The sequence below is a fragment of the Anabaena sp. 90 genome (assembly GCF_000312705.1).
GTDB classification, from domain to species: Bacteria; Cyanobacteriota; Cyanobacteriia; order Cyanobacteriales; family Nostocaceae; genus Dolichospermum; species Dolichospermum lemmermannii.
On the sequence record NC_019439.1, the window covers coordinates 183,694 to 209,030 of the forward strand.

Below are 25,337 nucleotides of genomic sequence, written 5' to 3' on the forward strand. Positions count from 1 at the left end.
CTTGTTTATCAGGGACTACTACTTTTTTGATTTTGTTCTGAATGTATTCAAGTAAATACTAATTTTGGATTTTCTTGCGTGAAGATGTGAAGAAAAATCTAAAATTAGTTATGTTTCTATACCTGGTTTTTGCGGATATGTTCGGTTTTCCACTGTAAAAGAGATAGTGACAGATCATGTTATGACCATTACAGCGTGAATTAATTTTTTATGCTTCTTAACTTAGAAAGATTTTATCAAGCTTGTAATCCTTCCCGGCCGTTGATGATTGAGAACGTAGACGACCGGATGTATTATATTGATTTTACTTCAGTCCGTGGGGGAAAAATTATTGAAGCTCTGCTGCGGACTATTACGAAGATTTCCCCAAATATACCAACCTGTCAATTATTTACGGGACATTTGGGCTGTGGAAAATCTACGGAATTGCTACGACTCAAAGCCGAGTTGGAAGCGCAAGATTTTCATGTTGTCTATTTTGAGTCTACCCATGTTTTAGAAATGGTAGATATAGATATTACAGATATTCTATTAGCGATCGCGGGTTTGGTGAGTGAAAACTTGGAAGCGATGAAACTGCGTGTCCAACCTAGTTACTTTACTAAGTTGTTTAGGGAGTTGGTAGATTTTTTGCAAACGCCTTTAGAACTGGGGGTAGAAGCGGAATTATCTGTGGGGATTGCCAAAATTACGGCGAAAACTAAAGAAAGTCCTCAGTTACGCAGACGGTTAAGAGACTATCTAGAACCACGCACAGAAAATATCTTACAATCAATTAATCAAGAGCTATTAGATCGGGCTAATTTGGAGCTAAAAGCTAGGGGGAAGAAGGGATTGGTGGTGATTGTGGATAACTTGGATCGGGTGGCGGTTCGTCCTTTACCGTCTGGGCGATCGCTACCAGAATACTTATTCATTGATCGAGGAGAACAATTAAGAAAATTGAATTGCCACATAGTTTACACAATTCCCTTAGCTTTGACATTTTCTAATGATAGTGCGGAACTACAACATCGTTTAGGAGGTGGAGTTGCACCGAAAGTATTACCAATGATTCCCGTGCGGCAACGTTCTGGAGAAATTAATACAGAAGGACTAGGATTAATGCGACAAATGGTATTAGCAAGAGCCTTTCCTGACAGATCACCAACAGATCGTTTAAATTTAGTTACCCAATTATTTGATCATCTAGATACTCTAGATCGTTTGTGTTTGATTAGTGGTGGTCATGTCCGCGACTTATTAGGGCTACTATTTGATTGTTTACGAGAACAAGATCCACCTTTTGACCGCAAATGTGTAGAATTAGTAATCCAAAGACAACGAGATTACCGGGCTAATGCCATTGATCTGGATGAAAGTGAATTAATCTTGCAGGTAATCCAAGATCAACGAGTTAGAGGCAATGTAGAGTACGATATTTTATTACGGAGTTTATTCGTATTTGAATATCGTGATCACCAGGGTGTTTGGTTTGCACTTAACCCAGTTTTAGCAGAAACCGAAAAATTTAAATTATGGTTAAAAGACAGCAAGCAGAGAATATAATCGCTGCGAATCAACAGTCTTTACGTAGTTTAGAAAGAGCAATTACCTTTTCTAAAAATCAGTTTTCAGTTATCTTGCTGTGCTGTAACTACGAATTTCTGCGAGATATAATCCGGCAACAACTAGCAATTAATGGTTGGGGAAATGAGCGTATTCAAAGTATTACTTTAGCCCAAAATGCTACAAGTTTATATACCACAATTCAATCACAACTTACCATTAATCAACCTGCCGGATTAATGATTATGGGGTTTGAATCAATCTATGGAATAGATGATCTCCTGCGTTCCATTAATCAAGTCCGAGATGAATTTCGTAAACGTTATCAAATCCCCATGATTTTTTGGGTAAATGATGAAGTGTTACAGAAAATCCTGCGGTTAGCTCCCGATTTTGCCAGTTGGGCAGCTACACCAATTAGATTTGAAATGACCTCTATTGGATTACTAGAATTTCTCCACCAAGAAACTGACGATCTATTTACGAGAGTTTTACAAAGTAATTATGCACAAGGTAATCCTGTCACCTTAGAACAAGTATGGATTAGCAGTGATCAACTGCATTATGCAATTAAAGAATTGTATGATAGGGGGATGAAAATCGAAGCAGAATTAAATGCTAGGTTAGAATTTATTTTTGGCATAGATGATTATGTCAATAATCGGATTGATTCTGCCCTAAATAACTTTCAGAAAAGTTTGCGTTTTTGGCATCATCAAGAAAACTTATGGCTAACAGAATATGCAACTGATAGAACAGCGGAACTATCTGATTCATCCTATGCTTATCTTTTAAAACAGTCAATTTTATTATTTTATATTGGATTATGTTGCTGTCGTCTTGCCGAACAAAATCCCAAATCAAGAGAAAGATATTGGCAATCAGCTAAAACATATTTTCAGCAATGTTTACAAACATTTGAAATTGCTGGACGGATAGATTTAGTTTCGGAATTTATTGAACAATTATTAGAAGTCTTATATAGTTTAAAATCATGGGCAGTATTAGAAGTTGTCGCTAAAAAATCCCTAGAATTACATCAAATATATGGTAGGAAAATTCAATTAGCTTGTGATTATGGTTTTTTAGCACAGGTAGCCGTACATAATTCCAACTGGATACAAGCTAGTATTTTAGCGCATATATCAATAATACAATTAGAAACAGAAAAAAATCACCCAGAATCAAATCATTATTTATTTCCTCTGATATTAGAACAAATTTATTTATTAACTTTAGCAGAAGCCCTCAATCATCTAGGACAAATAACGGTAGCAAAAGAATATATAAATGCAGCATCTCAACAACTGTCATCAGCTTTAGAAAAAAGTGAACATAAATATGATGCCCATCGTTATATTCGCTTATTACATAATTTAAGATCATTATACTTTCAAATAGGACACTATCTTCAAGCCTATATTATTAAACAAAAACTCCGTTCTGTAGAACAACAATATGGTTTTGTCCCCTTTATTGGGGCTGGACGGTTACAACCGCAAAGACAAGTCACTAACCCCACTTTAATATCTACATTTGCTAGTAATAGTATAGCCTTAGAAATTGCCGCTTCTGGTAGAGAATATGATGTTAATAACTTAATTGGGAGAATTAGTCGTGCAGACCAAAAATTAATAGTTATTCATGGACAGTCAGGTGTTGGTAAAAGTTCTACTGTTACGGCTGGCTTAGTTCCCGCACTACAAAACCGGGCTGTTGGTGATCAAATTGCTGTACCAGTTGTCCTGCAAGTCTATACAGATTGGTTAGGAGAATTAGGTAAATCTTTTACCAAGGCCATGTTAGAAATGCAAAAAATAGCAGCTATGGAAACAGAATTTCGATCTGATATTTCTATACCTACAACTATTAATAGTATTTTGCAACAATTACGGGAAAATGCAGATAATCATTTAATTACAGTGTTAATTTTTGACCAATTTGAAGAATTTTTCTTTGGTGATACAGATATTCAGAAAAAACAAATATTTGATCAATTTATTAGTGATTGTTTAGGGGTATCTTTTGTGAAAGTTATTTTGACTTTGCGCGAAGATTATTTACATCGCCTTCTAGATTTTAAATGTCTTTCATCAATCGAAACAATTAATAATAATATTCTTGACAAAAATATTCGTTATCAACTTAATAACTTTTCTCCTGAAAATGCCAGAAAAATCATTCAGAAATTAACTGAACGTTCACATAATCAATCCCAACTCAAATTAGAACCAGATTTAATTGATGCGTTAGTTGCTGATTTGTCTTCAGAACTGGGCGAAGTTCGTCCGATAGAATTGCAATTAGCGGGCGCACAATTACAAGATAAATATATTACTACCCTTGCCCAGTATCAAGCATATCGTCCCAATAAGTTAATTCAAACATATATTCAAGAATTAATTAAAGAATGTGGAAAAGAACACGAACGGGCGGCTCTCCTGGTTTTATATTTATTAACAGATGATCATAATAAAAGACCTTTTAAAACCCGGACAGAATTAACATTAGAACTCTCAGATTTAGAAGATCCTAGTAACTTAGAATTGATTTTAGATATTTTAGTTCGCTCCGGGTTAGTTGTGATATTTCCCAATGTTCCCGAACGCTATCAATTAATTCATGATTATTTAGTCAGCTTAATTCGTTATTTACAACAACAGGAATCTGGATTACAAACACAAATTAATACATTACGGGATCAGGTTAGAAATAGTTATCAAGAAATTGAACGGCTTAAAAGTGAATTAAGAAAAACTCAGAACGGCGTTAGTTTAGAACAGACACACCATTCACAAGGAGATAATTTACTGGCAGAATTAAGAGAATTACGAAAGCGAGAAGAAGCAAGTCAAATAGAAATTCAACATTTACGCACAGAATTAAAAGAAAAAGAGTTACTTGCAAAATTAGCCGATAGCCAAGAAAAACAACGTTTGGGTGCAATTAGATTAAATATTGCCCTGAAAATAGCCTTAACAGCTTCTATTATTGCTATGTTTGCCTTAACTACTTCTGTAATTACGTCCACAGATAGTGAAATGAAAACTCTAAGTGCATCTAGTGAGACTTTATTTGCTTCTCAAAAAGGTATTGATGCTCTCAAGGAAAGTTTGAAAGCAGGAAAAAAATTAAAAAAAACTCTATGGATAGATACTTCTACTCAAGAGAAGGTATTAACTGCACTGTATCAAGCGGTTTATGGAGTCAAAGAACGTAATCGTTTAGAAGGTCATTTGTCGGGAATCAGAATGGTGACATTTAGTGCAGATAAATCTTTAATAGCTTCAGCTAGTGCAGATACAACAATTAAACTTTGGAGTCCTAATGGTCTTTTAATCAACACTTTATCAGGACATGAAGATGTAGTAAATAGTGTTATTTTTAGTCCTGATAGTCAAATGTTAGTTTCCGCTAGTCAAGACAAAACAATTAAACTTTGGAGTCGAAAAGGTAAACTACTGAAAACTTTACTAGGTCATACATCTATAGTGAATAGTGTAAGTTTCCATCCTGATGGTCAAATTATCGCCTCTGCAAGTACCGATAAAACCATAAAATTGTGGAATCAAGAAGGTAAACTACTAAAAACATTATCTGGTCATAAAGATGCTGTTTTAGCCGTAGCTTGGTCTAATGATGGGAAAATTTTGGCTTCTAGCAGTGCTGATAAAACCATAAAATTGTGGAGTAGCAAAGGTCAATTAATCAAAACTTTACCGGCCCATGAAGATGCTGTTTTAGCTATAGCTTGGTCTAGTGATAGTAAAATTTTGGCTTCTGCAAGTTTAGATAAAAAAATCAAATTATGGAATCAAGAAGGTCAATTACTCAAAACTCTTTCTGGACATAGCAACGGTGTTATTAGTATCAATTTTAGCAGGGACGGTCATACTCTAGCATCTGCTAGTATGGATGAAACAGTTAGAGTTTGGAGTATTGATGGTAATTTACTAGGAACTCTGCGAGGACATAATGGTTGGGTAAATAGTGTTAGTTTTAGCCCTGACCGACTAACTTTAGCATCTGCTGGTAGAGATAAAACTATTATTTTGTGGCGTTGGGATAGTCTAATTTTACCTAATCCCCAAGCTAATAATGATTGGGTAACAAGTATTAGTTTTAGTCCTGATAGTAATACTATTGCCGGTGCTTGTTTGGATAAAACAATCAAAATCTGGAATCGGGAAGGTAAATTACTCAAAAAATTCATAGCCCATAATGATCAAGTTTGGGCTGTAGCTTGGTCGCCTAATGGTAAAATTATTGCTTCTGCTAGTAAAGATAAAACTATAAAATTATGGCATCAAGATGGTAAATTATTAAAAACATTATCTGGTCATAATGATCTAGTTTTAGCTGTAGCTTGGTCGCCAGATGGTAAAATTATCGCTTCTGCTAGTAAAGATAAAACCATAAAATTATGGAATCAAGATGGTAAATTACTAAAAACTTTAAATGGTCATACTGATGCTATTAATTGGGTGAGTTTTAGTCCTAATGGTAAATTTCTAGCCTCCGCTAGTGATGATAAATCAGTAAAAATATGGACAAGTAATGGCAAAATGATCAAAAATTTAACTGGTCATACTCGCAGGGTAAATGGTGTAGCCTGGTCGCCTAATGGTAAATTATTAGCTTCTGTTAGTCTTGATAGTACGGTGAAAATTTGGAGTGAGAACGGTCAATTACAAAAAACCCTGATGGGGTATGGTGATGGTTTTATTAGTGTTAAGTTTAGTCCAGATGGTAAAACTCTAGCCGTCAGCAGTGATAATAAAATCAGGTTGTGGAATCAAGAAGGTGTTTTAATGATGGTTTTAAAAGGTGATGCAGAAGATTTAAGCAGCGTTAGTTTTAGTCCAGATGGTAAAATATTAGCGGCTGGTAGTGGTAATAGTCATGTAATTTTACGGAAGTTATCGGATATGACATTAGAAAGATTACTGGAAAGTAATTGCCATATATTAAAAAATTATCTACTATATAATCCAAACCTGACCAGAAGCGATGCCTATAAAAAGGAAAGTTATAGAACTTTATGTCAAAATAATTAGGGGAATAATTAGTGATTTATAATTCTTCTTTTTCATCTATTCTTTAGCAAATAAAAAGCCATATAGGACTATGCAAATTACTTTTTTACCAGATGATATCACCGTTAATGCCCAAGTAGGAGAACCGTTGTTAGATGTCGCAGAACGGGCTGGAGTATCCATTCCTACCGGTTGTCTGATGGGAACTTGTCACGCTTGTACTGTAGAATTAGATGATGGTGAAGTTATCCGGGCTTGTATTACCGCAGTTCCACCAGGAAAAGATAAATTAACGATACATCTTTTTAGTGATCCAACTTGGTAATTATCTATGCAGCAATCTACTTCCAATCATAATCAAGATTTTATCAGACAACTAATAACTTTAGTTGCTGTTGTTGGTGCTTTTGTGGTGAATGTAGCATCAAATATTTTTCCCTTAAATGGACTGAGTATAGGGGCAATTTCTAACACTTTATTTAAAGATGTGTTGATTATTCCTGCTAACTATGCTTTTGTCATTTGGGGAGTGATTTATTTAGGACTATTCGCTTTAGCAGTTTATCAATTTCTACCTAACCAAAAACAGGATGCAGATTTACGTAAAACAGGTTATCTGTTAGTGATTGCTTCTGTTTTTCAAAGTATTTGGGTGTATTTATTTTTATCTAGACTTTTTGCTTTTTCTGTTGTGGCTATGTTCGGTATTCTCATACCGCTGATGGCTATTTATCATATTTTAGGCATTGGCAAAAAGCGGGTATCTCAAACGAAAAAGTTATGCTTGCATAATCCTGTGAGTATTTATTTGGGTTGGATTTCTGTGGCAACTGTGGTAAATGTGGCTTCTGCACTATATTTTTATGGTTGGAATGGTTGGGGTATTAATAGTCAGGTCTGGACTATCATCATGTTGGTGATAGCAACAACGATTGCGGCTGTGATTGCAATTAGGTACAAAGATATTCCCTATACTGGTGTTACGGTTTGGGCATTAATAGCGATCGCTGTTAAACATAGTAATATTGATTTATTGCGGAATTTAGCGATATTTTTGGCATTTATCTTGACAAGCATTATGCTATTTAAGACACAAATTAAAGACTAAAAGCCCACTTTAATGGACAATACACCAATTACTCTTTATCGACAAGGAAATGCCAATTCCCCCAGAATGGATAATGTTCGCCCTAATAAAGATATAGCTTGCTATGATAAAGATGGGCAAGTGTGGGTTATCAGGGGAAACGCATCTAATTTTTTTTGACAAAATGTAACTTCTATGAATAGATAAAAAGGGCAGTATTACCATGTTAATATCAAGCCAATAAATGAGTATGAAGAAAATTTGATGGTAAATTCGTTTCTATAAGAATCAATAAAATGAGTTGAAGTGGTATTCTCAATAAAACTAAAGAGACAAAATTCACAAAATGAAGCTACCACCAAAAATCACAATAGTAGATCACTTTAAAGATTTAGAAGATAAAAGAGTTGAGAGAACAAAAAGGCATAAATTAATAGATATAGTAACCATTGCGATTTGTGCAGTGATCTGTGGAGTAGATAGTTGGGTATTGATGGAGGCTTATGGAAAAAAGAAAGAAAAATGGCTAAAACAATTTTTAGAACTTCCAAACGGGATTCCATCTCATGATACATTCGCCAGAGTATTTGCGAGAATAGATCCGCAACAATTTCAGAATTGTTTTTTGAGTTGGATAAAATCTATCAATAAAATTACAGAAGGAGAAGTCATAGCAATAGATGGGAAAACATTAAGGCATTCATATGATAAAGGAAAGGATAAAGGTGCGATTCAGATGGTAAGTGCATGGGCAACTAGTAATAAATTAGTATTAGGACAATGTAAAGTAGAAGAAAAGTCAAATGAAATAACAGCCATACCGGAATTAATTAAAGTATTAGATATAGCCGGATGTTTAGTAACGATTGATGCGATGGGGTGTCAAAAAGAGATAGTAAAATCAATTGCAGAAAAATCAGGCGAATATATTATCGCACTCAAAAAGAATCAAGGTAATTTATATAAGAATGTAGAAGAAATCTTCAAAGAAGCTATATCTAAAGGGTTTGAGGGATTCAAATATAGTGAATTTCATACAAAAGAAGACAAACATGGAAGAGAAGAGATTCGTCATTATCTCATGTTATCAGACATAGAAGAAAGAATAGATACTGATAAGAAATGGGTAAATCTTCAAAGTGTAGGAATGGTAGAATATATACGAAAAGTTAATGGAAAAACGAAGGTTGAGACAGGCTATTATATAAGTAGTTTGACAAATAATGCGAAATTACTAGGAGAATCAGTCCGCACTCATTGGGGTATAGAGAATTCATTACACTGGGTTTTAGATGTAGCTTTTAGAGAAGATGATTGTCGGATAAGAAAGGATAATGCACCACAAAACTTTGCAGTTATTCGTCATATAGCAGTTAATCTTTTAGGAAAAGAAAAAAGCCAAAAACTAGGAACTAAAAGTAAGCAGTTTTGTGCAGGATGGGATGATGAATATTTAGAGAAGATTTTAGAATGTATCTGATAAAAATCAGAAAATATAGACAAATATAAATATAACCAATTTATTTTTCTGTTGATTCTACAATAGAATCTATATTTTTGATGCCAAAAAATATAGATATTAATATATAGAACTGAACAAAATAAATCCATCATTAAAAATAAATAATTACTCTAAATTTATGAAATTTTTATAATTTTAATAAAGGAATTTATCAGATTTTGAATGAAGTTAGATATTTTCCCATATTGATGCACTAATATAGTATTCTGTCAAGATAATTTAGATGCGTTTCCCCTGTGTGGGTTATGACTACTTTAGCAGATGGGGAATCAACAGGCGGAATATCAACATTTGCTAATCCAGGATATGGTAAAAATTGGTGGCAATTACAAGCAGGAACAAAAATACCAGAACAGCTAGAATTAGTTAATGACTATGATAATCATTGGCTGTGGAAACCCATTCAAGATATGCCATTGGAGGATTATAAAGAAGTATTGCAACAGATAGGCACATATTTCTCTAAAGTTAATGAATAGTAGTGACAATCATCTCTAGAAGGAATTAGCTATGGATTTATCATTTAAAGACATCAAATTTATGATCGAAGCTGTTGATAATTTGATGGTAAAATACCAAGAAAGAATCAATCAAATTGAAGACTTGGATGAATATGAAGATGAAGTTTCTGATCTAGGAAATGACATAATGTTTTTATCATCACTCCGCAAAAAAATAGATGATAGTTTAAGAGGGTGTTTGAAAAGTTTTGAATGTATAGACTGACCCCTCTCCAAACCTCTCCCCTGCAAGGGGAGAGGCTTTAAAACCCCCATTCCCTTGCAGGGAAGGGGGGTAGGGGGGTTAGGTTTTTGGAGATTACTGGTTTAATATAATACTTTTCAAACAACCTCTAAACGATAGTCTTAATCCGCAAGCAAATACTTCTATTTTCAGACCACTTTCTATTGGGACGAGAAAATACAGTAGAGAGGAAATCAAAAAAGCCAAATTAAAGCACTTAGAAGCAACAATAAAGGGGTCAACCAATCACCCCACTGCACATATAAAGTCTGAGTTTGACGAGGATAAATAGTTTCTGCATGAGTTTGATAGGTGTTATAAGCCGATTTCCAGAGAGTTTGCCCATGAGGATTAATAAATGCCGAATAACCTGTATTTGTTGCCCTCACAGCCCATCTATCAGTTTCAATTGCCCGCATGATATCCTGGGCATGATGTTGATTTGCCATTGCTGCCGTATAATGGGCATCATTGGAAGAACTGAGCATAAATTTTCCCCCCATAGAAGCTTGATATCGGAAGTTTTCCGCAAAAGCAGATTCATAACAAATACCAATAATTGCTTTTCCGAAAGGAGTATCAAAAATTTGTTTGGCTTTACCCGGAACTTGGTGTGCTTCTAGCGGTGATAGACGTTGAATAATTCCCCCTAAAATATTTTCAAAAGGAATATATTCTCCTAATGGCACAAGTTTAGATTTATCATAGCGGCTAGTAATTGCCCCATTCCCAAGAACCGTAAATAAACTATTTGTATAACTACTTCCTTGTTCACCAAATGCACCTATCCAAGCTATTACACCCTTTTCCCGAATAGCTGCGAATAAAGGAGTTTGAAGTAAATCACGGGAAAAAATAGGTATAGCAGCTTCTGGAATAAGAACAGCTTTGACCTCTTGATTAGTTAAATTTAAATATCCTTCAGTGTATCCTGTAATCGCCCGCCGCAAACCTTCAGGAAGAACCTTAATTTTATTAGGAATATTACCTTGGATAACACCGATTTTTATAGCCGTATTCGCACCTTCCGTCAACGGTTGACTATAGAGAATAAAACCAATTAAATGAGCCAAAATAAATAGAGAAAGAGCCGAATAAATAGTAATTCTTTCTTCCTTTGCGCCTTTGCGTCTCTGCGTGAGATATTCCGCAATTAACCCATTAAACGCCACAATTACCGCAGTAACAGTATTTGGTCCTGAAAGCTGTCCTAAATGTAAAATTACGAGATTTTGCGGTGATTGAGTGTAAGCCAGAGAACTCCACCATAGAGGACTTGCACTCCAGAGGCTTTCTAAGCCACACCAAATGGCCGTACCAAATAGAACACGCAACCAAGGATTTCCCCTATCTAGACGCACCATTAAAGCTGCCCAAACAGAGACTAATATCCCCCCCCAAAGGCTAATAAATGCCCAACAAAGGAGGGTAATAATTAAACTAGGCAACCAGGGGACACCTAACCAATCCATTGGATGAATCCCTGTAATCCATGACAAGGCAACTCCGTGATAACCGATACCCCAAATTAGGGCAAGGGGCAGCCCTTCGACTTCGCTCAGGAACCCAGGGCGCGGGGCAGGGGGATCTGTTTTGGATGTATATTTAATAACTAATAGCCACAAGGGAACAAGGGCAATCCAGGCTAGAAACCATGCACCAATAGGGGCAACGGTCGTTCCCATGAATATGCCACTGATAAAAGATAAGGTATAATATTTAATGGATTTAGAAATCTGTTGCTGTCCGAGTTTGATCATCTCCTTGTGTCCTAAAGTACATAAAGTAATTCAATTCAGATCCCCGACTTCTTAGAGAAGTCGGGGATCTTATTAATTGTCTATTCTGCTTCTTCTAGTTCGCCATTGTCTCCTGTGTCGGGGGGAACAATTGCAACTCCGGTAATGGCATCATCTTCGTCTAGACGTTGCACTCTGACTCCGGTGGCTGATCTTGATTGGATAGAAATGGCATTGACCGCTTGACGAATAATGATACCGCGATTTGTGGCCATCATGATTTCTTCGTCGCTGTTGACAATTCGCAAGGTGGCTAATTTGTCTTTTGTTTTGCGGTTTTTGAATTTGGTGGCCATTAAACCTTGACCAGCACGGTTTTGCAGTCGAAATTGGGAAACGGGAACGCGTTTGCCATAACCGCCCATGGTAATGACTAATACCCAAGGTCCGGTACTGCTGGCGTTGCTGACTTCTACAATTTCCTCGCTATTTTCGATTTCGGCAATTTCTGCGGTTTCTACAATTTCTTCAATTTCTGCGGTTTCTTCGCTTTCTTCGCTTTCCCCTTCTATCACAGTAGCTAAGGTATCAAGAATAGCCGCAGGTAGGATGTCCATGCCTATGAGTTCGTCTTTGTTCTTGAGTTTCATGGATTTTACACCACGAGTGGCTCTACCCAAGGGACGCAGTTGATCATGAGTACAGCGGAAGTGAATGGCCATACCTTGACGCGAACCGATAATGATGCTGTCTTCTACCCTAGCTCTTCTCACCCAGCGCAGTTGGTCGCCTTCTTCTAAGGATATGGCAATTAATCCGTTGGCGCGAATGTGGCTAAATGCTTCCAGGACGGTTTTTTTGATGTTACCGCCTTTAGTGAGCATGACGAGATATTCTTCGCTGCTAAATTCGTCTACGGGGACAATGGAGGTGATTTTTTCTTCTTTGGGAATGGGCAACATTTGTACAATCGGTGTCCCCCGACTGGTGCGCGAACTGACGGGAATTTGATATGCTCTCAGGCAATACACGACTCCGCGATCGCTAAAGAATAAGATACTATCATGGTCGCAGCAGGTCAAGAAATGTTCAATGGTATCATCATCTTTGACTTTTGCCCCGGCTTTACCTCTGGTGGCACGGCTTTGAGATTCAAAGGTGTTGACGGGCATCCGTTTGATGTAACCTTGTTCTGTCACCAGAATAATTGCTTTTTCATTAGCAATTAAGTCAATATCATCTATGTCTCCTTCCCCATGAGTAATTACTGTTCTCCGGGGTGTGGCAAAGCTAGTTTTGATTTGGCTGATTTCCGTTTCGATGATTTCTAGCACCCGTTCCCGTCTGGCTAAAATATCCAATAAGTCGGTAATTTTAACTTGTAAATCGTCGTGTTCGAGGCGAATTTTATCGGCTTCTAGTGCTGTTAATCGCCGTAGTTGCATTTGCAAAATTGCGTCTGCTTGCACTTCCGAAAGTCCGTAAGTTGTAATTAACTCACCTTTGGCTGTGGGTGCGTCTGGTGCATGACGAATTAAAACAATAATTGCATCTAATCGTGATAGGGCAATTAATAAACCTTGTAATAGGTGATCTCGTTCCTGTGCCTTGCGAAGTTCGTAGCGAGTCCGGCGTTCAATGGAGAGAATGCGGAAATCTAGGAAGACGCTGAGGAAACGTTTGAGGTTCAGGGTTTGGGGTTCACTGTTGACCAGTGCCAACATATTCGCCCCAAAGTTAGACTGTAAAGGGGTTTGTTTATAAAGATTGTTTAAAACGACGCGGGGATAGGCATCACGTTTTAATTCTATGACAATTCTCATGCCGTCGCGATCGCTCTCGTCCCGGATATCGGAAATGCCCTCAATGCGTTTATCATTCACCAATTCGGCAATTTTTTCAATTAATGCCGCTTTATTGGTTTGGTAAGGCAATTCGGTGATGATAATTGCTTCCCGTTCGGGACGGTTGCGTTGGGTAATGGTTTCAATATTAGCCACACCCCGCATGGTAATTGAACCGCGTCCAGTGGTATAAGCTTCTTTAATGCCACTGACTCCCAATATCTGCGCCCCAGTCGGGAAGTCGGGACCGTGAATATACTGCATTAACTGAATGTCAGTTATTTCGGGATTGTGAATTAGTGCCACTAATCCATCAATCAATTCTCCCAAGTTGTGCGGAGGAATATTTGTGGCCATTCCCACAGCAATCCCCGAAGAACCATTGAGGAGAAGTTGAGGAATGCGGGAGGGTAAAACTGTGGGTTCTTGTTGAGAACCATCGAAGTTATCGGCAAAGTCTACGGTTTCGGCTTCAATATCCTGGAGGAGGGCCACACTGGTTAGGGCGTGCAGACGACATTCTGTGTACCGCATTGCCGCCGGCGGATCATTGTCCACTGAACCAAAGTTACCATGTCCACTGATGAGAGGCGATCGCATGGAGAAATCCTGCGCCATCCGCACCAAAGCATCATACACTGCTGTATCACCGTGAGGGTGATATTTACCCAAAACTTCCCCGACCACACGGGCGCATTTTCTAAAGGGGCGATCATGTAGTAAACCCAGTTCGTGCATGGCATAGAGGATGCGACGATGCACAGGTTTAAGACCATCCCTAGCATCTGGCAGCGCCCGACCTACAATGACGCTCATGGCGTATTCTAGATAAGACCGCGACATTTCACCTCGCAAATCCGTCGGGATAATCCTCTCCTGTGAGGTTGTCATAAACTCGAAAACTCCAAAAAAATGTAGATTTTAGGCTTCAACTTGACAAAAGACAAAATTATGTCAAATTAACTTTGAATAGTTGTCATATTTTGCTATAATTCTAACATATTGTGACGCAATTCGCACAAATACTATCCAATATCGAAAAATAGTCAATTTACAACTTATATAAAAAGGCTAGATTCTTGAAAACAATCTATAAATCTGATTGATTAATTGCATCTAAAATAACTTTTCAAAATGAAAACAGAAGGACAAATAATTTCCAAATTTCCCATCATATTCAGCCGAAATAACAAAATCCCCGACTTCTCAAAGAAATCGGGGATTTGATTTTAAGCAGGAGGATAACCAGCAGCAGTCAAAGCTTCTTTAATAGCAGTTTCTGAAGCTTGAGTATCTACATTGACAAACTTGGTTTTGGTATCAGCTTCCACAATAGCATTAGTATCAATAGCTTTAACTGCCTTGGTTATATTATTAGCACAAGCAGAACAAGCCATTCCGGGAATAGTCAGTGTGATTGTCATAGGTAAAAAATGAGTGGAAACTCAATTAAAAGTCACAAAAATATGCGTCTTAACTAACTGCATTATGCTTTAAAAGAAAGTATATCTTAAATCTTCTAGATTAATTAGTCAAGAAAGAACAATTGTTGATTTTTTGCGCCAGAAAAGCTAGTACCGCAGGGTAGATTTCCACCGATTTCCTGTGGTAGTTGACAGCCAAACACGAATATAGTAATTTCGTACTATATAAATTTGGTTCTCAATGTCATCTACCTCTAAGATACAAGGTTGGGTTGACGTATGTTACCCAACACAGTAGGTTTTCTAACATCAACCCTGAATTAATGTTTGAAAATCTGGCTCATTTTTAATGTCATCAAAATCAATATCAGTTGCAGCATCTTCTCGATAACTGGGATTAAATTCCATAGCTTTTTGCAGATTTTCCAAAGCTAATTCCACCTTTCTTTGGAGTGCATAACAGGCAGCTTTATGATAATACGCGCTAGGATAATCAGATTTAATTTCTAATGCTTTATCAAAACTGATAATTGCTTGATCATCTTCTCCCAACATTACTAAAGTGTAACCCCGTTTATCCCAGACTTTAGGAGAATTGGGTTGAAATTCTAGAGCTTTATCAAAAGAAGTAACTGCATCTTCGTAACGTTCTAATTCTAGCAAAGATAAACCACGATTTACCCAAGCAACTCCATCATCAGGTTTAATTTTAGTAGCTTTATCAAAACAGTTAAAAGCCTCTTGATGTTTTCCTAAATTTCCACAAGCCACACCAATATCACACCAAGCTTGATGATATTCAGGATTGATTTTAATGGCTTGATTATAGGAAGCTATAGCATCTTTATAGCGTTTTAGACGATTGAGAATTATCCCCCGTTTCAGCCAATTTTCTGGATTTTCAGGTTGAATTTTAATGAGTTGTTCGTAAACAGCTAAAGCATCTTCATGGCGTTTTTCTAAAAATAGCATTTCTGCTTGTTTGATATAATCATCAATAGAAACTTCTGGTTGTAATGGTTCTGGTGCTTTTTCTGGTGTTGGAGTAGGTGTAATTTCCGCTAACTCTTTGAGAATTATATCTTTACATTGTTGAGCATCAATTTCCAACTTTTGCAGATTTTCGAGAATAGTAACTTGCTGTTTTTGCACGTCATTTTGTAAACCGGAAAACTGAGATGTAAATTCTCCACCGGACTTTTCTAAATTCTCAATAATTTGCTGTTGTCGTTGTTGAGCATTATTTTGTAATTCTGTAAGTTGTTGAGAAAATTCAATTTCTAACTTCTGCAAATTTTCCAGAATAGTAACTTGCTGTTTTTGCAGGTCATTTTGTAAACCGGAAAACTGAGATGTAAATTCTCCACCCGACTTTTCTAAATTCTCAATAATTTGCTGTTGTCGTTGTTGAGCATTATTTTGTAATTCTGTAAGTTGCTGAGAAAATTCAATTTCTAACTTCTGCAAATTTTCCAGAATAGTAACTTGCTGTTCTTGCACATCATTTTGTAAACCGGAAAACTGAGATGTAAATTCTCCACCGGACTTTTCTAAATTCTCAATAATTTGCTGTTGTCGTTGTTGAGCATTATTTTGTAATTCTGTAAGTTGCTGAGAAAATTCGCTTTGTAATTTACCAAAATCCTCAAGTAATTGATATTTTTTAACTTGGGTATCAGTTTTTAATTCAGTAATGTCTGACTTAAATATATTATTCAGGTTTTCGATATTACCTATAACTATATCTTTTTGATTTTTAACATCTAATTGAAATTGAGATAATTCATTATTAAATTCTGATTGTAATTTCCCTAAATTCTCAACAGTATGAAATTTCTGTTGTTGAGTTTCCGACTCTAACTCTTGAAATTGAGATATCAAATCAGCGCGAGATTGTTCAATATCACTAACAGCGATATCTTTTTGATTTTCTACTTCTGACTTGAGTTGGGTAAATTGAGAAAATAACTCAAATTCTAACTTTTTGATATTGTCAATTGTAATTTTTTGCTGTTGAGCAGATAAGGTTAATTGTTCTAGTTGAGTATTTAATCTAAACTCTAAATTACTAATATTCTCTTGAGCAGATTTAACTTCAATTTCCAAAGCTGTTAAAAACTCTTGTTTTGATTTGGGTAAATCAGATAAAAGAATAGATAAATTTTCTTCCTCACCATGAATCTTTTGTTTAAGTGTATTAACTTCTTGTGCTAATTCTTGAGTAGTATTTTTAGATGCTTGAATCAGTTTTTTTGCTTCTGCTTGAACCGTAGTTAATTGAGTTTGCAAATTTTCAATTCCTTGAATTTGCTGCATTGCTCGTTCGACAATTTCTCTGATTACTGCTCGACGAAAAAACCATAACATGGCAATTAAGGCCACAGGAAATAAACTTAAAATAGTCAACCAGATATTAAGCAAAGTATTCGTGCGAGTAAAAGCCCGTTCAAAATCAGATTGAACTTGTTTTTGAGTTCTGGTTTCTTGTCGCAGTCGCGCTAATTCTTCCCGTTCCTGATTTGATAGTACCTGAGCAGTAGCAGATGGCACAGAATACCCACTGATAAAAGCCGTTGATAGCAGTAAGGGTGACAAGAAAATGGCACTTTTTAAAGCCAGATTTGAGAACATGGGGTTTTTGCTGTTCATAACAATTTTCCCTATCCAGTGGTGATTTTTTGCAGAAGCGTGATTGGATGTTAGGGTAGCTGTTTGATATTAGCAGATTATCTAGAGAGATATCCGTTCTATAAAACTTACCCAAAATTACCAAAGTCTAGACACATCTGGACAGCGATAACCTTAGTGCTTATTTCCTGTTTAATCACGGTCTGAGAATGGCTTCTAAGAGGTTTTTCCGCTCCACAGGCAATCTCGGTAGAACTTACCGTTTCTGACCGTAGTTCCTAAAAGGAACCGCTACGCTACAGGGATAAAAATATCCACAAACCATCGGTCAATATTACGCGCTGCATTTAAGTCCCTGTCAGCTTTATAGTCACAATCAGGACAAATATAAACGCGGTTTTTTAATGGCATTTTATGACGATGATTACCGCAATTAGAGCATATTTGGGAACTAGGAAAAAACCGATCCACAAGGATTAGTTCACTCCCGAATTTCTCAGTTTTATGGCGGTAGGCTTTAGGATTCTCGAATACTTCACCATTACTGCAAACTGCTAATTCTTTGATACCAATGTCAACACCAATGGTCGGTCTGTCTGCAAGTATAGGAGGTTTTTCAACTTCGTATTTAACAGAAATAAACCATTTATCAGCCTGTCTAGAAATCACGCAATTATAAGTTACTGTAATCGGTAAAGGTTCTGCTAAACGTACCCAGCCAATTGACGGTAATTTAATTCTTTTACTATCATTTTTAATTGCTGGTTTCGCCTTAGTTCCTGACTCCAAATAGAAAGAATCACGTTGACCTTTCTTTTTGAATCGGGGTTGTTTCGATGTCTTCCTAAAACACCTATCCCATGCTTGGCGTAAGTCAGCTAACGCCTTCTGAGGGATATTTTTATTAACTTCGTAATACCAAATATGCTCAGATTTTACCTCAGCAACTAACTTTTTATGTAAGTCAATCGCTGAGGGAAGTTTAAGTTTTTCGCCTTCTTTTTGAGCAGCTAAAATATCCTTGATTTGAGCATTTGCCCAGTTATAGGCGTGTCTAGCTACTCCAGAGGCTTTGCGAAAAGCTGTAATCTGTCGGTTATTTGGAATTAGTGCAGTTTTGAATGATAAAAGCATTGACTCGACCTTTCAATGTTGTAGTATAGTTAGTATACCAACTTACAAGGTTAAAGTCAATGCCATTTGAGAAAAATAATAAAATTGGTGCTAAGAAAATCCTCAAAGCTGAGTTAGACGCTCAACCAATTTGTTTTAAAGGTCGGAAAGGACAGAGGGTAAAAATTAAAACCGTCCCTAACACAGCAACAACGGTTAAGGGAATTTGTTGATCAATTAATTGAAGACTTGGACAAACAGTAACATAAGGCTAGTTATGGGTAGAAATTATCAAACTGTTTCTACCCCCCATTTTAGAATGGAAGTAAGTAATGAGACAAAATTAATTACACAAATATTTGGACTGAAATCCGTAATGGACAAAGGATTGGTAAATAAATAATATGTAATTAATTCTGTCCAGGTACTTATGGAACAATGAACTACCCCTGGCTAACTTCGTTTGAGCTTACTGAGAATGAGATAATCAGAGCAATCGCCTATTTTCCTTGTTAATATTCCTTGTTAAAAAATAATAAAGGTTATTTATAGATTTGAAATTTAAGATAGCTTATTTAACGTGGTGCAAACAAAACACTTGAATTATTAAGCGTATAATATGAAACTGCAAAACTTCTTGAATACAGAGGAAAAATGGGGTTACGAAGCGATCGCTGAAGATCGGGAATTGTCTCGGCAAGTTCAAGTAAGATTAATTGATTTAAGACTCCTAGAACCACCCGCCGACGGACTATTTGGACCAGTTTCCACAGCCGCACTGAAAAAGTTCCAAACCTTAACAGAAACAGGAGAAACTGATTTTCTAGGTGCAGTCACAGCCAAAAAATTGATTGAAACTAAAACAGAAGACCTGCCAAAACCTCCTTTAAATCTAGGAACTGATATTGCCAGCAAGATCATTAAATATATGTTGGCTAAAAATTATGAAGTATTCACCAATCCCAAAGAATACAACATTGTTTATGTCGAAGGTATAAATGGAGACTGGACACTCAATAGTGATGCTGCCAACGCCTTTAATGACCGCCGCATTGTGATCGAAATCATAGATGGTGTCCCCAAAATCGTTGATCATTGGCAAGCAACTACTGAACCAGGTAGTAAATATACTTACAATCCCATGAATCCCAAAGGAGCAGCAAGAATCCAGTTTGGACAATACAAGGCTTGGAGAGTGGGAAGACACGGTACTTCCAATCCCCATGAAGCATTAGTTCAATGTGGAAACATCACTGTTTGTCGAGATTTTGACAAAAATTTCAAACGAACTGGTGATGAATTGGATACAGGTGATTATTTTGCCGTTAATCAACATTGGGGCTATGATTTCCCCAGCAACGACATCAAAGGGGCTAGTGCAGGTTGTTTAGTTGGTCGTCTCACAGATGGACACCGTGAGTTCATGGCTATCGTTAAGCAAGACCGCCGCTATCTTCAGAACAATAGTTACACTTTTTATACTACCATCATTCCCGGGGATGATTTATTACAGTCAACTTAACGCAAAACCTCATATCCAGTGAACAACCTGGTAATGGGTAATGTTCATGATGGCTACTTAATTTAATAGGCGATAAAATCCCCGGTTTCATCCTTTAATTCTGCCAGTGCGATCGCTCGCGATACTAACATCAAAGCTTTAATTAAAGTTTAAAGGAGTCTGTACAGAGGTTTATATCCAACTTCTGTACAATTCAAGACAAAATTTCCAAAATCTAACTTACTCTAAACCACAGTTGTGAAGATAAAATAAAATTTTTATCCTGGTTTTATATCATAATATTTTTTGTTTTAATTCTTTTTAATAGAAAAATCTTATCATTCATGCCGATTTATTGACATCAACATACATTTTATGATAACAATGTGTGTTTGGGACTCCTAAACAAAATCCCCACATCAATAGTCTATTGTTTGGATTTAGCCCCCAAAATGCTGGTAAAATCACTCTCCTCAGTACACTAGCTACCTATAAATTAATTAATAGCTACTCGTTAACCTATCAACCTGTGTCATGGTAATTGGATATCTAAATTGTTTATACAGATACCCAAAATTTTAGCCTGTGCTAAAATCAGCATACCGGCACGACGCAGGTGATAGGAAAAATGCCATGTTTGAGCGCTTCACAGAAAAAGCCATTAAGGTAATCATGCTGGCCCAAGAAGAGGCCCGCCGTTTAGGTCACAACTTTGTCGGAACTGAGCAGATCCTCTTGGGTTTGATTGGTGAAGGCACAGGAGTAGCCGCCAAGGTGCTGAAATCAATGGGAGTTAATCTCAAAGATGCTCGCATTGAAGTTGAAAAAATCATAGGACGGGGTTCAGGCTTTGTAGCCGTGGAAATTCCGTTTACGCCACGGGCAAAACGGGTTTTAGAACTATCCTTGGAAGAAGCACGCCAATTGGGGCATAACTACATTGGTACCGAGCATCTGTTGTTGGGCCTGATCCGCGAAGGGGAAGGTGTCGCAGCCAGAGTGCTAGAAAACCTCGGTGTAGATTTGACCAAGGTGAGAACCCAAGTGATTCGGATGTTGGGAGAAACGGCGGAAGTTACGCCGGGTGGCCCCTCTGGTCGCACTAAAACCCCAACTCTCGATGAGTTTGGATCAAACCTGACCCAAATGGCTATAGATAACAAGCTTGATCCTGTGGTGGGACGCGCCAAGGAAATCGAGCGAGTTATCCAAATTTTGGGTCGCCGGACTAAAAACAATCCAGTTTTGATTGGTGAACCTGGTGTTGGTAAAACCGCCATCGCTGAAGGTTTAGCTTCACGCATCGCCAGCAAGGATATCCCCGATATCTTGGAAGATAAGCGTGTAGTCACTCTTGATATTGGTTTGCTAGTAGCAGGAACTAAATATCGGGGTGAATTTGAAGAACGTCTCAAAAAAATTATGGATGAAATCCGCTCTGCGGGTAATGTCATCCTAGTAATTGACGAAGTTCACACCTTAATTGGTGCGGGTGCTGCCGAAGGGGCGATTGATGCGGCGAATATCCTCAAGCCAGCTTTGGCGCGAGGTGAGTTGCAATGTATCGGCGCTACTACTTTGGATGAGTACCGTAAACACATTGAACGGGATGCAGCGTTGGAAAGACGCTTCCAGCCTGTAATGGTGGGTGAACCTTCTGTTGATGAAACAATAGAAATTTTATATGGTTTGCGCGATCGCTATGAAGCACACCACAAACTGAAGATATCCGATGAAGCATTGGTGGCGGCGGCGAAATTGTCTGATCGTTATATTAGCGATCGCTTTTTGCCAGATAAAGCCATTGACTTGATGGATGAAGCGGGTTCACGGGTGCGCCTGATTAACTCCCAACTGCCCCCAGCCGCGAAGGAGTTAGACAAGGAACTACGGCAAATCTTAAAAGAAAAAGATGATGCAGTCCGTTCCCAGGACTTTGATCGAGCAGGAGAACTGCGTGATCGGGAAATGGAAATCAAAGCCGAAATCCGCACTATTGCTCAAACTAAGAGTAATGGCGCTAGTGGTGACGGTGTTGAACCTGTAGTTACAGAAGAAGACATTGCTCACATTGTCGCTTCCTGGACAGGTGTACCGGTGAACAAACTCACCGAGTCTGAGTCCGAGAAGTTGCTGCACATGGAAGACACCTTACATCAGCGGCTCATCGGTCAAGAAGACGCTGTGAAGGCTGTTTCCAGGGCTATTCGTCGCGCTCGCGTTGGCTTGAAGAATCCGAATCGGCCGATTGCTAGTTTTGTCTTCTCTGGTCCGACTGGGGTAGGTAAAACCGAATTAGCGAAATCCTTGGCTTCCTACTTCTTCGGTGCTGAAGAAGCCATGATTCGCTTGGATATGTCCGAATACATGGAGCGTCACACCGTCAGTAAATTGATCGGTTCACCTCCTGGTTATGTCGGTTACAACGAAGGTGGTCAGTTAACAGAAGCTGTCCGTCGTCGTCCTTACACTGTGGTGCTATTCGACGAAATCGAAAAAGCACACCCCGATGTGTTCAATATGCTTTTGCAAATTTTGGAAGACGGGCGTTTAACTGACGCAAAAGGTCGCACGGTGGACTTTAAGAACACCTTGCTGATTTTGACTTCCAACATTGGTTCTAAGGTGATTGAAAAAGGTGGTAGCGGTATCGGCTTCGAGTTCTCTGAAGATGCGACTGAGACACAATACAACAGAATTCGCTCTTTGGTGAATGAGGAACTGAAGCAATACTTCCGTCCTGAGTTCCTGAACCGGTTAGATGAAATTATCGTCTTCCGTCAGTTGAATAAGTTGGAAGTTACCCAAATTGCCGAAATCATGTTGAAGGAAGTGTTTGGTAGGTTGACGGAAAAAGGCATTGTCTTAGAAGTCACTGACCGCTTCAAGGATCGCTTGATAACTGAGGGTTATAGTCCTAGCTACGGTGCAAGGCCATTACGTCGGGCAATTATGCGCTTATTGGAAGATAGTCTGGCGGAAGAAATTCTGTCTGGACGCATCAAAGATGGCGATACTGCTCTTGTTGATGTTGATGAAAATGGCATTGTTCAAGTTAGTTCTCAACGAACACGGGAGTTGTTAACCCCTGTTGAGTCTTAATTAGGTTTTTTAATTGTTAATTTAGCGGTGGAGGATTTCGGTTCTCTGCCGTTTTTTAACTTTACCGATTAAGGTGTAAGATTTTTTTGTATAACTTTCACTAAATATTCTATAGATAACAAGGATCTAACGATGGATTGGACTACATCATTGAAAGCTAAACAAAATGAGTTTATTACAAGGCTAAAATTAGATCATAAAAATATCATTTGTAACACTGAGGAAGATGCTTATAGTGAATTAATAGTGATTTCAGATTTACGATTAAAACGACTAAGAGATTTCTGCTGGTCTATGACAGAGAAGTATAGATATAAATCTCCACGTGAAGTTTATATCAATAATATGAAAGGAAAACTTGGCGAAGAGGCTGTAGCAAAATATTTAAAAAATATGGTTAGAGAAGTTGATTATTTAACTTATTCTGGTGGTGATGGAAAAGTAGATTTAAAACTCATCTCTAATCCTGAAATAGGTATTCAAGTTAAAGTTCGTTATGGAAATATTGATACAGTAAAATGGGAATTTAGTAAAGAAGAAGTTAGCAAAAATGTAGCTTTAGTATGTATTTTACTCTTAGAACAAATTAGTGAAGCACAAACTGAATATAACTTGGTCATGGCTGGATTTTTACCAACAGAGGAATTAGATACTAATAACAAAATTTTAGTGGGATTAGATGACCTTTTATATGGTAGTGGCTTGCATAGTTATTTACAGTATATATCTTCTGATCAACCAGGTATTTCATCCGATTTAGAGACATATATTTTTAATGATTTTATAAAAGCTTCTGAATGCTTGTTAAGCAAAAATTATAAAGAAGCTATAGAATTTTATACAGCAATAATAAATATCAAGCCTGACTTGTATCCTGCATACCATTATAGAGGATATGCTTACTATCTATTAGATAATTATCAAGCAGCTATTGATGATTTCAGACAGATAATTCATTTTAAACCGCACAATTTATTAACTTATTTATTGCTAACTTCAGTTTTTATAAAAAAACTGGATTATCAAGCTGCTTTAGAACAATGTAAAATTGCGATTATATTAAATAATCATTTGGATAAAGAACTTGATATTTTAATTTATATACAATGTGGTTGGATTTTCAATAAAATAGGCAATTATGAAGAAGCAATTGAAAATTTTAATGAGGCTATTAATTGCAATAATAATGATCCACAAATATATAATATGAGAGGACGAAGTTACTATGAATTATCTAAATATGAAGATGCTTTTTCTGATTTTACACAAGCAATTGAACTAGATTCAGATTATGTTGAAGCATATGGCAATAGAAGTGCTGTTAGTTATAGATTAAAGAACTATAGAAAAGCTCTACAAGATTCTAATAAAGCTCTAAAAATAGATCCAAGTTGTGCAGATGCTTATCTTAATCGTGGACAAGCACGAGAAGGTTTAAAACAGTATAAAGGAGCAATTCAAGATTATACAAAATCAATTAGCTTTGATCCTGGTATGGTATTAGCTTATAATAACCGTGGATTAGCAAAGTATGAAATAGAAGATTATCAAGGAGCAATAGAGGATTGTACAGAAGCTCTTAAACTTGATCCTAACTGTGCATTAGCTTATAACAACCGTGGATTAGCAATGTATGAAATTAAAGATTATCATAGAGCTATAGACGATTGTAATCAAGCTATTAAGCTTGATTCTAAACTTGCTCAATCTTATTACATTCGCGGAAAATCTCACCTGGGTCTGAGAAATTTGGGTTCAGCGCTTAGTGACATTGATCAAGCTATACAAATTAATCCCGAAATTGCTGAAGCTTATACAGATAAAGGATTCATACACCTAATTTCTGGACGAAAAAAAGAAGCTATACAATTTTATAAAATCAGTCTTCATTTGCACCTAAAAACAGGCAATTTGTCAGAATATAACATCATAAAAATGATGCTTGAAGATCCAAAAATTTTAGACCTCGTGAAGAAGAACTATTTTAAATAATTAAATTTGGTTTCTTTGGAGATAATTGCAGTGTAGCTTATAAAAGCTCATAATAAC

At 37.1% G+C, this 25,337-nt stretch carries 16 protein-coding genes; 11 read left to right on the forward strand and 5 right to left on the reverse strand.

Annotation, left to right across the window (positions count from 1 at the left end; genetic code table 11):
* Positions 1–210: 210 nt before the first annotated feature.
* The 7 genes from ANA_RS19655 to ANA_RS19685 all read left to right on the forward strand — a co-directional run bounded on the left by ANA_RS19655 (position 211) and on the right by ANA_RS19685 (position 9,919).
* Complete coding sequence (locus ANA_RS19655; RefSeq protein WP_015083172.1) at positions 211–1,548, forward strand: P-loop NTPase fold protein; 1,338 nt, start codon at positions 211–213, stop codon at positions 1,546–1,548.
* Positions 1,518–6,605 (forward strand): nSTAND1 domain-containing NTPase, encoded by a 5,088-nt coding sequence (locus tag ANA_RS19660; RefSeq protein ID WP_015083173.1) that lies wholly within the window; start codon positions 1,518–1,520, stop codon positions 6,603–6,605. Before ANA_RS19655 ends, ANA_RS19660 begins: the two co-directional genes overlap by 31 nt.
* A 70-nt stretch (positions 6,606–6,675) precedes the next feature.
* Entirely contained in the window at positions 6,676–6,909 is a 234-nt protein-coding gene (locus tag ANA_RS19665; RefSeq protein ID WP_015083174.1) for a 2Fe-2S iron-sulfur cluster-binding protein, read from the forward strand.
* A gap of 6 nt (positions 6,910–6,915) precedes the next feature.
* Positions 6,916–7,692, forward strand: coding sequence for a hypothetical protein (locus ANA_RS19670; RefSeq protein ID WP_015083175.1), 777 nt, complete (start codon positions 6,916–6,918; stop codon positions 7,690–7,692).
* Between the two features lie 325 nt (positions 7,693–8,017).
* Positions 8,018–9,151, forward strand: a complete 1,134-nt coding sequence (locus ANA_RS19675; protein WP_015078025.1) for an ISAs1-like element ISAsp2 family transposase — start codon at positions 8,018–8,020, stop codon at positions 9,149–9,151.
* Between the two features lie 287 nt (positions 9,152–9,438).
* Entirely contained in the window at positions 9,439–9,672 is a 234-nt protein-coding gene (locus ANA_RS19680; protein ID WP_174782907.1) for a Tse2 family ADP-ribosyltransferase toxin, read from the forward strand.
* Between the two features lie 31 nt (positions 9,673–9,703).
* The gene (locus ANA_RS19685) at positions 9,704–9,919 is read left to right on the forward strand and encodes a hypothetical protein (RefSeq protein WP_015083176.1); all 216 of its coding nucleotides are present in this window, start codon (positions 9,704–9,706) and stop codon (positions 9,917–9,919) included.
* A 212-nt stretch (positions 9,920–10,131) separates the two neighbouring features.
* On the opposite strand, the gene lnt is transcribed toward ANA_RS19685, so the two are convergent.
* The 5 genes from lnt to ANA_RS19710 form a co-directional block, all read right to left on the reverse strand.
* A complete protein-coding gene (lnt, locus tag ANA_RS19690) occupies positions 10,132–11,697 on the reverse strand; it encodes an apolipoprotein N-acyltransferase (RefSeq protein WP_015083177.1) in 1,566 nt (521 codons plus the stop codon).
* A gap of 80 nt (positions 11,698–11,777) precedes the next feature.
* Complete coding sequence (gene gyrA / locus ANA_RS19695) at positions 11,778–14,411, reverse strand: DNA topoisomerase (ATP-hydrolyzing) subunit A (RefSeq protein ID WP_015083178.1); 2,634 nt, start codon at positions 14,409–14,411, stop codon at positions 11,778–11,780.
* A gap of 338 nt (positions 14,412–14,749) precedes the next feature.
* Positions 14,750–14,944: a heavy-metal-associated domain-containing protein gene (locus ANA_RS19700; protein WP_015083179.1), complete on the reverse strand. Its 195-nt coding sequence runs from the start codon at positions 14,942–14,944 to the stop codon at positions 14,750–14,752.
* 309 nt (positions 14,945–15,253) lie between these two features.
* The gene (locus ANA_RS19705; RefSeq protein ID WP_015083180.1) at positions 15,254–17,593 is read right to left on the reverse strand and encodes a tetratricopeptide repeat protein; all 2,340 of its coding nucleotides are present in this window, start codon (positions 17,591–17,593) and stop codon (positions 15,254–15,256) included.
* A 270-nt stretch (positions 17,594–17,863) separates the two neighbouring features.
* Positions 17,864–18,706: an RNA-guided endonuclease InsQ/TnpB family protein gene (locus tag ANA_RS19710; protein WP_015083181.1), complete on the reverse strand. Its 843-nt coding sequence runs from the start codon at positions 18,704–18,706 to the stop codon at positions 17,864–17,866.
* A 59-nt stretch (positions 18,707–18,765) separates the two neighbouring features.
* Between ANA_RS19710 and ANA_RS19715 the strand changes: the two genes are divergently transcribed.
* From ANA_RS19715 to ANA_RS19730, 4 genes are all read left to right on the forward strand, one after another.
* Positions 18,766–18,918 carry a hypothetical protein gene (locus tag ANA_RS19715; protein WP_233466900.1) on the forward strand — a complete coding sequence of 51 codons (153 nt, stop codon included), beginning with the start codon at positions 18,766–18,768 and terminating at the stop codon, positions 18,916–18,918.
* A 386-nt stretch (positions 18,919–19,304) separates the two neighbouring features.
* Complete coding sequence (locus ANA_RS19720) at positions 19,305–20,207, forward strand: peptidoglycan-binding domain-containing protein (protein ID WP_015083182.1); 903 nt, start codon at positions 19,305–19,307, stop codon at positions 20,205–20,207.
* Between the two features lie 612 nt (positions 20,208–20,819).
* Positions 20,820–23,288: an ATP-dependent Clp protease ATP-binding subunit gene (locus ANA_RS19725; protein WP_041458572.1), complete on the forward strand. Its 2,469-nt coding sequence runs from the start codon at positions 20,820–20,822 to the stop codon at positions 23,286–23,288.
* 132 nt (positions 23,289–23,420) lie between these two features.
* Positions 23,421–25,280 carry a tetratricopeptide repeat protein gene (locus tag ANA_RS19730; RefSeq protein WP_015083184.1) on the forward strand — a complete coding sequence of 620 codons (1,860 nt, stop codon included), beginning with the start codon at positions 23,421–23,423 and terminating at the stop codon, positions 25,278–25,280.
* The last annotated feature ends 57 nt before the right edge of the window (positions 25,281–25,337 follow it).